The sequence below is a fragment of the Nonomuraea sp. NPDC049158 genome, from assembly GCF_040648335.1.
In the GTDB taxonomy this organism is placed as follows: domain Bacteria; phylum Actinomycetota; class Actinomycetes; order Streptosporangiales; family Streptosporangiaceae; genus Nonomuraea.
In genome coordinates, this window is the sequence record NZ_JBEZDM010000022.1 from 173,128 (window position 1) to 187,145 (window position 14,018).

Consider the following 14,018-nt stretch of genomic DNA (forward strand, 5'->3'; position numbering starts at 1 on the left):
CATCGGGAACAGGTTTCAGAGCTGGTCGTCCTTCCCGTGTAAGTGTTTCCTTCGTCTCAGGATATGCCGCTCCGGAGACTCAACGTCCCAGATCATGTACGGCGAGGCACGGGCCGCGCACTCAGCGCGGCTAGACCACCGTGAGAGGAAGAAGTTTCTTACCCGTCGGGCCGATCTGGATGTCGGTCCCCATGGTCGGGCAGACGCCGCAGTCGTAGCACGGAGTCCAGCGGCAGTCCTCGACCTCGGTCCCGGAAACGGCCTCCTGCCAGTCCTGCCAGAGCCATTCGCGGTCGAGCCCGGCGTCGAGGTGATCCCAGGGCAGGACCTCGTTCTCCTCGCGCTCGCGCACGGTGTACCAGTCGACGTCGACGCCGGCCTTCTCGGTCGCGGCCATCCAGCGTTCGTAGGAGAAGTGCTCGCTCCACCCGTCGAAGCGCCCGCCATCTTCCCAGACGGCCCGGATCACCGCGCCGACCCGGCGGTCGCCGCGCGACAGCAGGCCCTCCACGATCGACGGCTTGCCGTCGTGGTAGCGGAAGCCGATGGCCCGGCCGTAATTCTTGTCTCCCCGCAGCGAGTCACGCAGCGCCTTGAGCCGCCGGTCGACGGTCTCGTGGTCGGCCTGGCTCGCCCACTGGAACGGCGTGTGCGGCTTGGGCACGAATCCGCCGATGGAGACCGTGCAGCGGATGTCGCGCGAGCCGGTGATCTCGCGGCCCGCCTTGATGACCTTCTTGGCCAGGTCGGCGATGCCGAGCACGTCCTCGTCGGTCTCGGTGGGCAGCCCGCACATGAAGTAGAGCTTCACCTGCCGCCAGCCCTGTGAGTAGGCGGTGGTGACGGTGCGGATCAGGTCTTCCTCGGTGACCATCTTGTTGATCACCCTGCGCATGCGCTCGGACCCGCCCTCCGGGGCGAAGGTCAGGCCGGAGCGCCGGCCGTTGCGGGAGAACTCGTTGGCCAGGTCGATGTTGAACGCGTCGACCCGGGTCGAGGGCAGCGACAGCGAGGTGTTGGTGCCCTCGTAGCGGTCGGCCAGGCCCTTGGCCACCTCGCCGATCTCGGAGTGGTCGGCCGACGACAGCGACAGCAGGCCGACCTCGTTGAAGCCGGACTCCTTGATGCCGTTCTCGACCATGGCGCCGATCGTCGTGATCGACCGCTCGCGGACCGGGCGGGTGATCATGCCCGCCTGGCAGAAACGGCAGCCACGCGTGCAGCCGCGGAAGATCTCCACGCTGAACCGCTCATGCACGGTCTCGGCCAGCGGGACCAGCGGCTTCTTCGGATAGGGCCACTCGTCGAGGTCCATGACCGTGTGCTTGTGCACCCGCCACGGGACGTCGGGCCTGTTGGGCGCGACCCGCTTGATGCGGCCGTCGGGGTGGTAGTCGACGTCGTAGAACTTCGGCACGTAGACGCCGCCGGACTCGGCCAGCCGCATGAGCAGCTCGTCGCGCCCGCCGGGGCTGCCCTCGCCCTTCCACTCGCGGATGACCTCGGAGATCGCGATCGCGATCTGCTCGCCGTCGCCGAGCACGGCGGCGTCGAGGAAGTCGGCGATCGGCTCGGGGTTGAAGGCCGCGTGGCCACCCGCCAGCACGATCGGGTCGTCGTCGCCACGCTCGACGGCCAGCAGCGGAATGCCGGCCAGGTCGAGCGCGGTCAGCATGTTGGTGTAGCCGAGCTCGGTGGAGAACGACAGGCCCAGCACGTCGAAGGCGCGCACCGGCCGGTGGGCGTCCACGGTGAACTGCGGTATGCCCTCCGCGCGCATGAGCGCCTCGAGGTCGGGCCAGACGGCGTAGGTCCGCTCGGCCAGCGTGGCGGGCAGCTCGTTGAGGATCTCGTAGAGGATCGCGACGCCCTGGTTGGGCAGCCCGACCTCATAGGCGTCCGGATACATCAGCGCCCACCGCACGTCGGTGGAGTCCCAGTCCTTCACGGTCGAGTTGAGCTCACCCCCGACATACTGGATGGGCTTCTGCACCTTGGGCAGCAGCGCTTCCAGGCGGGGAAAAATCGACTCGACAGTCATGGCACCCAGACTAGCGGCGCTCAGACCGTGGCAGGTCCAGGGATGTCGATGTCGTTGCCGCTGACAATGATCAGCTTGTGTCCCTCGTAGCAGGTCAGCTCGATGGCGATGACCCCGCTGGCGAGGTTGTGCACGGCGGTGATGTGGCTGGCGGGCAGGAGGAAGCGCTCCTCGCACTCGTCGCAGTAGGCCAAGAACATACTGTCAATTAAACGACTGTTCGCGGATCCGGATCGACTGGAGAAGCCCGATCGAGATGAGATTCGCGAACGTGGCCGTACCTCCGTAGGAGACGAACGGCAGCGGCAGCCCGGTGATCGGCATGATGCCGATGGTCATGCCGATGTTGACGAACGTCTGGAACGCCAGCCAGCACACGATCGTGCCGGCCACGAGCGTGCCGAACCGGTCCTCGCACAGCCGGGCGATCCTCAGCCCGCGCACCAGCACCACGCCGAGCAGCAGCACCACGGTGAGCGAGCCGAGAAACCCGAACTCCTCCCCCGCGACCGTGAAGATGAAGTCGGTGTGCTGCTCGGGCACGAACCGCCCGGTCGTCTGCCCGCCGTCGAAGAGCCCCTTGCCGAACAACTGCCCCGAGCCGATGGCGATCAGCGACTGCGTGCTGTTGTAGCCGACGCCGCGCGGATCGACGCGCGGATCGAGAAAGGCGGTGAACCGCGCGACCTGGTACGGCTCCAGCATCCCGAACGCGAACACGCAGAACACCCCGGCCCCGGCGATCAGCGTCAGCAGGATGATCCACCTCTTGCGCACTCCCGCGATCACCAGCCCCGCGGCCGTGATCACGGCCAGCACGAGCGTGGTGCCGAGGTCGGGCTGCAACATCACCAGTCCCATCGTCAGCAGCGCGGCGAACAGCGCCAGCCAGACGTCGAGCCCGCGCGGCCGATCGCTGCCCTCGCCGGGCTGAGCCAGCAGCATCGCGATGATGAGCAGCAGGCCGAGCTTGGCGAACTCCGACGGCTGCACGGCGAAGCCGCCCCCCAGCAGGATCCACGAGTGCGAGCCGTTGATCGTCGCGCCCAGCGGCGTGATGACCAGTCCCAGGCCGGCCAGCGAGAGCAGGAACGCCAGGGGCGCGTACGCGCGCATCGCGCGATGGTCGATGACGGTCACCGCCGCGCAGAGCAGCGTCCCGATGGCGAGGTTGAGGATGTGCTTCTTGACCAGCCCCGTGGAGCCGGGCGCCCAGGTGCGGGTCGACGACCAGACGAGCAGCGTGCCGATCACGCAGAGCGCGGCGACCGCGACCAGCATCACCCCGTCGAGCCGCCACATGGCCGACTGCGCGCCCACCGCCCGCCGGGCGAACGAGCGCCGCCCGCCCATCAGCGTGCGGTCCATCATCCTCCCGCCTCCGTGCCGCCCTCCTTCTTGGTGCCCTTGCTCTTGCCGCCCTCCCCTGTCCCGCCCGCCACGGTGCCACCTGTCCTCGCGTCGCCTGTCCTCGCGTCGCCCGTCCTCGCGTCGCCTGTCCTCGCGTCGCCCGTCCTCGCGCCGCCCGTCCCCGCGCCGCGTGCCCCCGGGCCGCTCTTACCCGCGTCGTCCGTCGTCGCACCGTCCGCCACCGCGCCGTCGGCCGTCTTGCCATCGGCCACCGTGCCGTCGGCCGAGATCTTCGGCAGCTTGGACACCGGCCGGCCCGCGGGCAGCGCGGGCTTGTTCTTGGCGAAGCCGAAGATGCCCTCGTAGATCTCGCGTGCGGCGGGCGCGGCGGTGGAGGCGCCCATCCCGCCCTGCGAGACCATGACGACCACGACGAAGTGCGGGTCGTTCGCTGGTGCGAACGAGGCGAACCAGGAGGTGTCCTCCTTGCCCCACACCTCCGCGGTGCCGGTCTTTCCGCCGATCCGCACCTTGTTCATCGGGAACCCGGCGAACGCCCCCGCCGCGGTGCCGTCAGAGGGGACGTCGCTGAGCGCGTCCTTGATGTAGAGGCGCTCCTTCTTCGACAGCGGCAGCTTGCCGACCACCGGCACATCGATGCGCCTCACCAGCGCGCCATCGGGCCGGACCGTGGCCCAGCCGATGCGCGGGCTGCGCAGCTTCCCGTCGCTCACCAGCGCCGCGTACGCCCTGGCCAGCTGGAGCGGCGTCACCAGCACGTCACCTTGGCCGATCGAGAAGTTGGCCGAGTCACCCGCCCGCAGCAGGAAGCCTTCGAGGCAGTTCTCGTTGGCCAGCCGCTTGAGGAACTCCGCCCGCGACTTGTCGGCCACCTCCGGATAGCCGCTCTTGGCGCGCCGGCAACTGGTGCCGCTCGTCTGAGCCCACATGTCCTTCTTCCAGGTGCGGTCCGGGATGCGCCCCGACGACTCGCCCGGCAGGTCGATGCCCGTCGGCTTGCCGAACCCGAACGCCTTGGCCGTGTTGGCGAACACCTCCTTCGGCGCCTTCTTCGGATTGAGCCCGCCGTCCTTCAGCCACTGGTCGTAGCCCGCCCGGTAGAAGATCGTGTCGCAGGACTTGACCAGGGCGGTGTGCAGGTTCATGGAGCCGAGGCCGATGCCGTGGAAGTTGTGGAAGGCCCGGTCGCCCACCATGACCGCCCCTGGGCAGTCGTACGTGCCGTTCAGCGGATACCCCGCCCGCAGCATCGACGTCACCGACGACACCTTGAACGTCGAGCCGGGCGCGAACATCCCATTCAGCGCCCGCGACACCAGCGGCTTGCCCGTGGCGTCCGACAGCAGCCGCTGGTAGCCGCGGTCGGAGATCCCGCCCGCCCAGACGGCCGGGTCGTAACCGGGCATGCTGGCCAGCGCGATCACCCGGCCGGTGTCGGGTTCGAGCACCACCGCCGCGGCGCCGTCCGCCTTGGGGGCGTTCTTCATCGCGTGCTGCAACGCCTGCTCGGCCAGGTCCTGCACGCGGGCGTCGATGCTGGTGACCAGGTTGTCGCCGCTGACGGGCGCCACCTGCTCCTCCACCCCGATGGCCTTGCCCATCCGGTCGACCTGTACCCGCCGCAGCCCGGCCTTGCCGCGCAGCTCGTCGTCGTAGATGTACTCGAGGCCGTCGCGCCCGACCAGGTCGACGCCGGAGAAGGCGGCCTTCAGCCCTTCGCGCTTGGCCAGCTCGGCCTCGGTGACCGGCTGCAGGTAGCCGAGCATCTGCGCACCGGCCTTGCCTCCGGGATACTGCCTGACGGACTGGATCTCGGCGGAGATGCCGGGAAACTCCTCCTGGCGCTCCAGGATCTGCAGCGCCTGGCGGGTGTCGGCCCGCTCCTCCACCGGGATCGGCTGGTACGGCGAGCCGGTCCAGCAGGGCTTGGTCACCCCGGGCCCGCACGGCGTGATGCGCTTCTGCAACTGCTTGACCGGCTGGCCCAGCACCTCGCTGAGCTTGCGCAGCACCGGAACCCCCTGCTCGGGCATCCTGATCAGCCCGGTCCGATCGACCGAGACGACCAGGGAGGTCTGGTTGCGCACCAGCGGCCGCCCGGAGGAATCGAGTATCTGCCCGCGCACGGCCGGCACGATCACCGACCGCGTCCTGGTCTCCGTGGCCCTGGTGACCAGCTCCTGCCCCCGCACCACCTGCACCTGCCAGAGCCGCAGGCTGAGCACCGCCAGCACGCCCATCACGATCACCTGCAGCACGACCAGCCGGGTCCGCATCCTGATCATTGCGGGAACCTCGGGTGCGGCCTCTCCCGGGTGACCAGCCAGATCGCCAGTGGCGAGACGATCAACGTGTAGACGACGGTCACCGGCACCTGCTCGGTCAGCGTCGAGAGCGTCACCCGGGGATCGGCGATCAGCCCGCCGAGCGCCGCCGAGACCAGCGGCGCCATCAGCACACACAGGACGACGGTGGTGGCCGGACCGCCCACCCCCCGCCCGGCCACGTAACCGACCAGCGCGAACACGAACGCGTACTGGCCCACCAGATGCGCCGTGGGCGGCACGATGTCGACCAGCAGTCCCGCGCAGAACCCGATGATCGCCCCCGCCGCCGGCCCGCGCAGCAGCGCCATCGCCACCACGACGAGCAGCACCACGTCGGGCGCACCCCCGGCCGGCAGCGGCAGCCGGTTGATGAGCATGACCTGCAACAACACCGCCGCCAGCACGCACAGCCCAACGATCATCGCGGCCCCTCCTTGGGTGGTAGCACGGCGTCCCTCGGATCCTTCGCCGGCGCTCCCACCACCACGCCGACCACGTCGAGCGCGGTCAGATCCGCGTACGGCCTGGCGTAGGCGATGCGGGTCAGCTCGCCCGGCGTCGCCTCCACCCGCTCGATCACCCCGATCGGCACCCCGGCGACGTACGGCGCGCCGCGCTGGGAGCCGAAGCTGACGATGCGACTCCCACGGGTGATCGCCGCCGTCGAGTCCAGCAGCCGGAACCGCACGAGCCGCCCGTTCTCCCCCACCCCGTGCACGACGCCGATCTCCTGGCCGCCTTCGAGCCGGGCACCGGCGGCCGAGCCCGGGTCGCTGATCAGCACCACGGTCGAGCTGTCGGCGGTCGCCTGGATGACCCGGCCGACCAGCCCTTCACCGTTGAGCACGGTCATCTCGGGGCGTACGCCGTCGCCGGTGCCGACGTCGATCTCGATGGCGTCCTCGAAGCCGGGCTGGCCGCGCCTGGCGACCACGTTCGCCGTCACGATCTTGTAGCCGCCGAGCCCCGCCACGCCGAGCAACCGCTTCAGCTCCGCGGCGCGGGCCGCGTCGAGCCGGCCCGCGGCCAGACCGGCCCGCAGTTTGACGTTCTCCGCCTTGACCCGGTCGAGCTCGTCCTGGGCGGCGGGGGCGTTGACGATGGCGTGGAAGAAGCCGCCGACCGGGCGGATCACGGAGCCGCCGACCTGCTCGACCGTACCGAAGAACCACGAACCGGCCGTACGCAGCGGCCACAGCGGCGAGGCCGCGCCGGCTCGGTGGTCGACGGTCAGGATGACCAGCGCCACCGTGAGCAGCGTTCCCAGGATCAGCCGGGCGTGGCGGGACTCTCTCATCAGCGCCGTGACTCCGGTACGAGCACCTGGTGCAGCGCCTCGAACTCCTCGACGCACTTGCCCGAGCCGAGCGCCACCGAGTCGAGAGGGTTCTCCACGAGGTGGACGGGCATGCCGGTCTCGGTCTTGATGCGCTCGTCCATGCCCTTGAGCAGCGCGCCCCCGCCGGTGAGCGCGATGCCGCGGTCCATCAGGTCGCCGGACAGCTCGGGCGGGCACTTGTCGAGCGTGATCTTGACGGCGTCGACGATGGTGTTGACGGGCTCCTCTGTCGCCCTGCGGATCTCCTCGCCGGACACCACGACCGTCTTCGGCAGGCCGCTCACCAGGTCACGACCGCGGATCTCGGCGTGCAGGTCCTCACCGATGGGACACGCCGAGCCGATGGCCATCTTGATCTCCTCGGCGGTGCGCTCGCCGAGCATGATCGAGAACTCCTTCTTCGCGAAGGTGATCACCGCCTGGTCGAGCTCGTCGCCGCCGACCCTGATGGACTGGCTGGTCACCACGCCGCCCATGGAGATGATGGCCACCTCGGTGGTGCCGCCGCCGATGTCGACGACCATGTTGCCGGTCGGCTCGTGCACCGGCAGCCCCGCGCCGATCGCCGCGGCCATCGGCTCCTCGACGATGTAGACCTTGCGGGCCCCGGCCTGGTATCCGGCCTCCTTCACCGCCCGCTGCTCCACCCCGGTGATGCCGCTGGGCACGGCGATGATGATGCGCGGCTTGGCGAAGTGCCGCCTCTTGTGCACCCGCTGGATGAAATAGCGCAGCATCCGCTCAGTGACCTCGAAATCGGCGATCACACCGTCCTTGAGCGGCCGGACGGCCACGATGTTGCCCGGCGTCCGCCCGATCATGCGTTTAGCCTCGATGCCCACCGCGACGATCTTCCCGGTGGCAGTGTTGATCGCGACGACCGACGGCTCATTGAGCACGATGCCCCGGCCGCGCACGTAGACCAGCGTGTTGGCGGTGCCGAGGTCGACCGCCATATCACGGCCGAGAAACGCGAGCTTGCTGCCCATGGGGAACGGAGCCTTCCGTAACGTCGTTCGCGAATGACTACGGATCGAATTCGAATCGTAACGTGACGTTACCCACCAGGGCGCGCAATGAGCCCCCTGTGCCCCACAAATTCTTCAGCCCATCCGGAAGCCCCGATGTCGCCGCAGGCGAAGGACAACATTGGGCCTCCGTCTTGCACCGTTTTGACCCACCCGCCGTCGGCGGCCGCCCGTCGGGCACGTGGGGATCTATCCGCCCTGTACCGTGGCCAGCCCAATCCACGGAACATGGCCCACAGCGCGCACGTCACGGCGCCCGGCCACCTCCACCGGAGGAGCGTGCCCCTGGACAGGCGCCGGCCCCGTGCGGCGGGTGGGGCGCACCAGGCCTGCCGTACAAGATCGCAAAAAGCCTGCCATATACAGGCCGCACGCGACCTCGCGCGGCCGAGTTAGCCGGACAAAAATTGCGCAAAAAAGCGCCCGCCATATGGCGGGCGCTCGGCACATCAGAGACGTCAGAGAAAGCGGAGACGTCAGAAAAGCAGGAGAAGCTAGAAAGCTGGAAAACTAGAACCGGTCCGGGAAGAAGATCTTGATCTCCCGCGCGGCCGACTCGGGCGAGTCGGAGCCGTGGACGATGTTCTCGCCGATCTCCAGCGCGTGGTCGCCGCGGATCGTCCCGGGCGCCGACTTGACCGGGTCCGTGAGCCCCGCCAGCGCGCGGAACGCCTCGACGGCGCGCGGCCCCTCCAGCACCAGCGCGACCAGCGGCCCCGAGGTGATGAACTCGACGAGCTCGCCGAAGAACGGGCGCTCGGAGTGCTCGGCGTAGTGGGCCTTGGCGGTGTCGACGTCGAGAGTGCGCAGGTCCATCGCAGCGACCTTCAGGCCCTTGCGCTCCACGCGGGCGATCACGTCACCGATGAGGCCACGCTTCACCCCGTCGGGCTTGATCAGGACAAGAGTGCGCTCGGACACTTGAGGTTCTCCTTCGAACAGGGTGTGGTTCGGGGCTGCGGCCACATGCACCGGCTTGGCTCCACGGGGGGATCGGCCCGGGGGCGCAGGCCCTCGCGTCGAGGTGGCTGCGGCTCAGCTTACCGCCCGCGACGGCTCCCCCGTTTCCACCCGACCAAGCCCCATCGGCCCCAGGTGCCGCACTCGCGCCACCCAGACCTGCACACGACTCATTCGGCGACGCACCCTCGACCAACGGGCCTGAGAGGCGGCACCCCAGGGCAACCGGCTCTACCTGGTGGCCCTACAGGCCGGCCCTACCTGGTGGTCCAACGGGCCGATCCCGCACGGCAGTCCTACAGGCCAGCCCCAGCGCGGGACCCTACGGGCCGGTCCTGCGGGGCCCATGCGGCGCGGGCCCTACGGGCCATGCGGACCGGTCCTGCGGGCAGCCCCACGCAGGATCCCATGGGCCGGTGCCTCGTGCCGGCCCAGCTGACCAGCCCTGCACGCAGTCCCATAGACCGGCACCTCGGACCAGCCCGGCGGACCAGCCTTACACGCGGTCCCACGGGCCAGTGCCTCGGGCCGGTCCGGTGGACCAGCCTTGCACGCGGTCTTACGGCTGGTGCATCGGATGGGCCGGTGCTATGAAGTGGTGTCCTCGGGCGATTGAGCCTGAGGCGGGACAGGTGGGACAGGGCCGGTGACCTCGCCCACCCCCTCCACACTCGCGCCATTCCCGTCAGTCGCGCCAAAGTCGTCGGGAGACACAGGGACGCGCGGTATCGCGCCGGTAGGCCGATCCTCATCCCCGACTGCCGACTGGGCAGGCACCTCGACGGTGTCCACCGCTATGTGCGGCTCGCGGCGCTCAGACCGGCGGCTCCTCACCGGAGGGACCGTCGCCTCGGCGCCGGAACCTTCCCCGGCCACCTCCGCGACTGCGCCCGCACCCGTCGAAGACCCCGAAGGTGCCGCAGACCCCGAAGACCCCGCAGACCCGGAAGGTGCCGCAGACTCCGCAGACTCCGAATGACCGTCTGCACCCGGCGAAGACACCGAAGGCGCCGAATCATCGCCCGTCGGCTCGGCCGCTTCACCTTCACCGGCCGGAGCCGCGCGCCGCGAGAGCAGCTCCGCCAGGACGATGACCGCGACCACCAGGAACCCGCCGATCAGCGACCACAGATGCAGCGTGCTCACGAACCGGTCCACCAGCTGCTGCGCCACCGTGACCCCGCGCAGCATCATCAGCTGCACCCCGGTAGCCAGCAGATAACCAGCCAGCACACCGGGAAAGCACAGTGCCAGACCGAACAGCGCCGCCCCGATGCCCGCCTGACTGAGCGCGGACGTGAGCGCCACCGCCGCGCCCGCCGCCAGCAGAGTGAACGGGATCACCAACACGAGCCCATCCGCCGCCGGCACCAGAACGCGTACCGAACACAGACCGACCACCATCGCCAGCAGCCCCAGCGGCGCGAGCCACCGCGCTCCGGCGAGCAGCCGTACCGCGATGGCGGAGGCCAGCGCCAGCACACCCGCCACCACCAACGGGATCCACAGCCCGGTCATGCCCGAACCGCCAACCAGGCCCGGACCGCCGAGGCCGCGCATCTCCACGTAGGTGATCTGAGCCAGGCTCGGGAGCAGCACGATGCCGACCGCGACCATCACGTACGCCAGCGTGCGACCCTCACGGCTACCGAAGAAGGCCATCACGAGCAGCGCCACGATCGCCAGCACGGCCAGCAGGATGACCAGACCGGCCCCCCACTCCTCACTCGCGGTGCTGATGGCCACCACCGAGATGCCCACCGCGGGGACGCTCGCGAGCAGCAAGCGGCTGCGTTCGGCGGCACGTGGCGTGGGCATCGGCGGCTGGCCCTGCAGCAGCCAGACGACGAAGTAGACCGCTGCCAGCGCGAGCGCGATGCCCGTCAGCAGCGGGTACGGCTGGAGCGTGATCTTCCAGTCGCTCACCTGGTCGAGCGGCCACAGCGCGAGCGCTTGGGCGGTGAGCAGGCTGAACGCGAGCATGCCGGTCCAGATCGCCCGCAATGCCATGGAACGCTCCCAGGCCGCGACCAATGTGGCCGGGATGAGCAGGCCCGCGCCGATCCCGTGGAGCACGCGTAGCGTCGCCACCAGGAACGTCGAGCCCGCGAATCCGCCCGCGACATCGGCCAGCGCGAGCACCGTGAGCCCGCCGAGCAGCATGTGGGGGACCTTGACGTGGCGCAGCGCCACCGCGGCGAGCGGCACCGTGAGGATCATCGCCGGGAGCGCCAGCCCGTGCGCGCGCATCAGCGCGAGCTTGTCGAAGCCCTCTGGCAGCAGACCCGAGACCACGGACACGGTGTTGGGGATCGCGAGCATCGCCAGTGGCAACACGACGATGATGAGCAGCCCGAGCACCGAGTCGAGCAACCATGGGAACCTGACGCGTGCGGTGGGTCCCGCGCTGTGGGCGTTCGGGGACCGCTGGATCGGGGGGACGGCCATGTTCGCCGACTTTAGCGGGAAGTCACGCCCTCGACACGGCGAGCGACGAATATCGCGGTAATCCATAGCGCCGCGAAGATCACTCCTAGGAAGAACATCGTCGGCACGAGGAACCCCGTGCCGATGGCCAGGACCTGCAGGATAGTGCCCGCGACGTACGCGAAGGGCCGCTTGAGCAGCCCGGCGACGATCACGCACAGCACGGCCAGCCCGATACCGACAGTGACCGCCACCGCTGTCTGAACACCGCTGTTGATCGCCACCGGCGTAATCAGCGCGGCGACGATGGCCTCCATGCCGAGAACGCTGGCGCCGAGCCGGCGCATGCCCGGAGTGACCTGGAAGTTCATCACACGCTCCCCGCCTTGAGCAGGTGTCGGGCGTCTCCGGCCGTCACGACCGAGCCGGTGATGAGCACGCCCGTGCCGCTGAACTCCCCATGGGCGTCGGCGATGCCGATGCCCATGTCGATGGCCTCGTCGAGGCGTTCGACGACCCGCACCCTGTCCTCTCCGAACAGCGGTATGGCCACCTCCGCCAGCTCGGCGGGCGACATCGACCGAGGCGAGGAGTTACGCGTGACGACGATCTCGTCGAGAATCGGCTCCAGCAGGTCGAGCAGGGTAGCCACATCCTTGTCGCGCATCACCGCGACGACGCCCACGACCTTGGCGAAGTCGAACGCCTCCTGCATGCCCTCGAGCGACGCCTGCATGCCGCCGGGGTTGTGCGCCGCGTCGACGACGACCGTGGGGTTGCGGCGCAGGATCTCCAGCCGGCCCGGCGAGGACGCCCCCGCGAACGCCTGGCGTACGAGCTCCACGTCGAGCGGGTCGTCACCCCCCGTCAGAGCCTCCACAGCGGCCAGTGCGCAGGCCGCGTTGCTCGCCTGGTGCTCGCCATAGAGCGGGAGGTAGACCTCCTCGTAGACGCCCTTGAGGCCGCGCAGCGTGAGCAGCTGGCCGCCCATGGCCACCTCGCGGGCGAGCACACCGAACTCGAGCCCTTCGCGCGCGACCACCGCGCCGACGTCGACGGCCCGGCGCATCAGCACCTCGGCGGCCTCGAGCTGCTGCTGGGCGAGTATGGCCGTGGCGCCGGCTTTGATGATGCCCGCCTTCTCCCCGGCGATGCTCGGGATATCGGGCCCGAGCCGGTCGGTGTGGTCGAGCGAGATCGGGGTGACGACGGCGACGGTGCCGTCCGCGACGTTCGTCGCGTCCCAGGACCCGCCCATGCCGGCCTCGACGACCGCCACGTCCACCGGAGTGTCGGCGAACGCGGCGAAAGCCATGGCCGTGAGCAACTCGAAGAACTGGATCCGCCGCCCCTGCGTGTCGGCGAGCTCAACGTAAGGGGCGATCTCCTCGTATACCTGAGCGAACCGCTCCTCGCTCAGCGACTCGCCGTCGACGGTGATGCGCTCGCGCACTGAGACGAGATGCGGGCTCGTAAACCGGCCCACACGCAGATTGCGCTCCTTGAGCAGCGCCTCGGTCAAGCGCGCCGTGCTCGTCTTACCGTTCGTGCCCGCTATGTGTACGACAGGGTATGCCTGCTGCGGCGAGCCGAGCAGGTCCATGAGAGCCGCGATCCGGTCCAGCGTCGGCTCGAAGTCCCACTCGACGCCTCGCTCCATGATCGCGCGTTCAACCGCACGAAAGTCCACCCCTCAACCCTACTGACCGTACGGAGCGCTCTCCCACGCCACCGCCCGATGATCAGCAGTTTCGGCGCTCCAGCTTCGCGTGCCGTTGGCAACTCGCCGTACGCGCCTCGCCCCGCCGTGGAGCAAGGACGCACCGGACAAGAAAGGCCCAACACTTGGCAAACAACCCGGCCTGAACTTAAAAACGACCCCACGCGCCAAGACGTGAGACCCATAACCACGAACAGCCCCAGCGCACTCCAGCCCGCTCTTAGCCGCGAACGGGCCTAGCGCTCTACGGCCCTCAGCCGCGAACGATCCTAACGCGGCTACCCGCCCTTACCCCTGAACGGTCCCAACACACTATGGGCCTTAGCCAAGAACGGGCCTAGCGGGGCTACGGCCTCTCTTACGCACATGCCCCCGGGGCACGACCCAGAACAGGCCCCGGAACGGCACATAACGGGCCAGAAACGCAGAAAAGGGGCCCACGCCCAACGCGTAAGACCCCGGAACGCAGAAAAGGGCCCCACGCGTGTGCGTGGAACCCTTTTCCGCAATCAAAGATTGTCCGGCGGTGACCTACTCTCCCACACCCTCCCGAGTGCAGTACCATCGGCGCTGGGAAGCTTAACTTCCGGGTTCGGAATGTAACCGGGTGTTTCCTTCCCGCCATAACCGCCGTAACCCTATGAAACTGTCAAACACACAACCAACTGTGTTTGTTGTTTCAGAATCGCATAGTGGACGCGAGCAAGATGCTTTGTGGTCAAGTCCTCGGCCTATTAGTACCGGTCAGCTCCACACGTTACCGTGCTTCCACCTCCGGCCTATCAACCCGGTCGTCTACCGGGAG

The 14,018-nt window shown here is 68.9% G+C and carries 11 protein-coding genes and 2 rRNA genes; all 13 read right to left on the bottom strand.

Annotated elements, in window-relative coordinates; translation table 11 throughout:
- Nucleotides 1-130 precede the first annotated feature (130 nt).
- A complete protein-coding gene (locus AB0B61_RS37315; RefSeq protein WP_358442357.1) occupies nt 131-2,041 on the bottom strand; it encodes a TIGR03960 family B12-binding radical SAM protein in 1,911 nt (636 codons plus the stop codon).
- A gap of 20 nt (nt 2,042-2,061) precedes the next feature.
- On the bottom strand, nt 2,062-2,241 hold the full coding sequence (locus AB0B61_RS37320) for a hypothetical protein (RefSeq protein ID WP_358442359.1): 180 nt from the start codon (nt 2,239-2,241) through the stop codon (nt 2,062-2,064).
- A 4-nt stretch (nt 2,242-2,245) separates the two neighbouring features.
- Nucleotides 2,246-3,412, bottom strand: a complete 1,167-nt coding sequence (rodA, locus tag AB0B61_RS37325) for a rod shape-determining protein RodA (protein WP_358442362.1) — start codon at nt 3,410-3,412, stop codon at nt 2,246-2,248.
- Nucleotides 3,409-5,697 carry a penicillin-binding protein 2 gene (gene mrdA / locus AB0B61_RS37330; protein WP_358442364.1) on the bottom strand — a complete coding sequence of 763 codons (2,289 nt, stop codon included), beginning with the start codon at nt 5,695-5,697 and terminating at the stop codon, nt 3,409-3,411. Before mrdA ends, rodA begins: the two co-directional genes overlap by 4 nt.
- Nucleotides 5,694-6,161, bottom strand: a complete 468-nt coding sequence (gene mreD, locus AB0B61_RS37335; RefSeq protein WP_225302575.1) for a rod shape-determining protein MreD — start codon at nt 6,159-6,161, stop codon at nt 5,694-5,696. Before mreD ends, mrdA begins: the two co-directional genes overlap by 4 nt.
- Nucleotides 6,158-7,036, bottom strand: a complete 879-nt coding sequence (gene mreC, locus AB0B61_RS37340; RefSeq protein ID WP_358442367.1) for a rod shape-determining protein MreC — start codon at nt 7,034-7,036, stop codon at nt 6,158-6,160. Before mreC ends, mreD begins: the two co-directional genes overlap by 4 nt.
- The gene (locus AB0B61_RS37345; RefSeq protein ID WP_358442370.1) at nt 7,036-8,067 is read right to left on the bottom strand and encodes a rod shape-determining protein; all 1,032 of its coding nucleotides are present in this window, start codon (nt 8,065-8,067) and stop codon (nt 7,036-7,038) included. The genes mreC and AB0B61_RS37345 overlap by 1 nt, the downstream gene beginning before the upstream one ends.
- Before the next feature lie 549 nt (nt 8,068-8,616).
- A complete protein-coding gene (gene ndk / locus AB0B61_RS37350; RefSeq protein WP_214642928.1) occupies nt 8,617-9,027 on the bottom strand; it encodes a nucleoside-diphosphate kinase in 411 nt (136 codons plus the stop codon).
- A 627-nt stretch (nt 9,028-9,654) separates the two neighbouring features.
- Complete coding sequence (locus tag AB0B61_RS37355) at nt 9,655-11,514, bottom strand: hypothetical protein (RefSeq protein ID WP_358442373.1); 1,860 nt, start codon at nt 11,512-11,514, stop codon at nt 9,655-9,657.
- Between the two features lie 11 nt (nt 11,515-11,525).
- Nucleotides 11,526-11,864: a DUF4233 domain-containing protein gene (locus AB0B61_RS37360; protein WP_357648052.1), complete on the bottom strand. Its 339-nt coding sequence runs from the start codon at nt 11,862-11,864 to the stop codon at nt 11,526-11,528.
- Entirely contained in the window at nt 11,864-13,153 is a 1,290-nt protein-coding gene (locus tag AB0B61_RS37365; protein WP_358442381.1) for a folylpolyglutamate synthase/dihydrofolate synthase family protein, read from the bottom strand. The genes AB0B61_RS37360 and AB0B61_RS37365 overlap by 1 nt, the downstream gene beginning before the upstream one ends.
- A gap of 578 nt (nt 13,154-13,731) precedes the next feature.
- A 5S ribosomal RNA gene (gene rrf, locus AB0B61_RS37370) occupies nt 13,732-13,848 on the bottom strand.
- A 79-nt stretch (nt 13,849-13,927) separates the two neighbouring features.
- A 23S ribosomal RNA gene (locus AB0B61_RS37375) occupies nt 13,928-14,018 on the bottom strand; the annotation flags it as partial.